Origin of the sequence: Faecalibacterium sp. DFI.5.82 (assembly GCF_029076575.1) — a bacterium.
Taxonomy (GTDB): Bacteria; Bacillota; Clostridia; order Oscillospirales; family Ruminococcaceae; genus Faecalibacterium; species Faecalibacterium duncaniae.
This window is the reverse complement of sequence record NZ_JARFIS010000813.1, coordinates 1-299: the sequence shown is the minus strand read 5'-3', so window position 1 is coordinate 299 and position 299 is coordinate 1. Positions and strand designations below refer to the sequence as shown.

Genomic DNA, 299 nt, shown 5'->3' with positions numbered 1-299 from the left:
CGTTTGAGGACTGCGATCCGCTTCTCATTCCGGGCAAGCTGCTTCTTCAGGACAGTCAGCTTTTCGGTGCTTTCCACCCGAAGCTGCTCCACCATGACCTTCCGGAAGTAGTCCTCATGACAGAGGATGTAGTCCGTCACCCGCTGAACATGGCTTAGCACACGGCCCTCCAAAACCTTTACCCGGATGAAGTGTCCCTTGCTCTTGCTCCCGTTCTTCTTGTGCAGAGAGCAATCAAAGAAGTCTTGACTGAAGTCCCTGTTGTTGGACGAACCATATTGCATCTTAGAACCGCAGTC

1 protein-coding gene is annotated in these 299 nt (G+C 52.5%); it reads right to left on the bottom strand.

Annotated elements, in window-relative coordinates; translation table 11 throughout:
• Positions 1-299: zinc ribbon domain-containing protein (locus P0G09_RS19020; RefSeq protein ID WP_275253452.1), on the bottom strand; the 299-nt coding region annotated here is incomplete at both ends.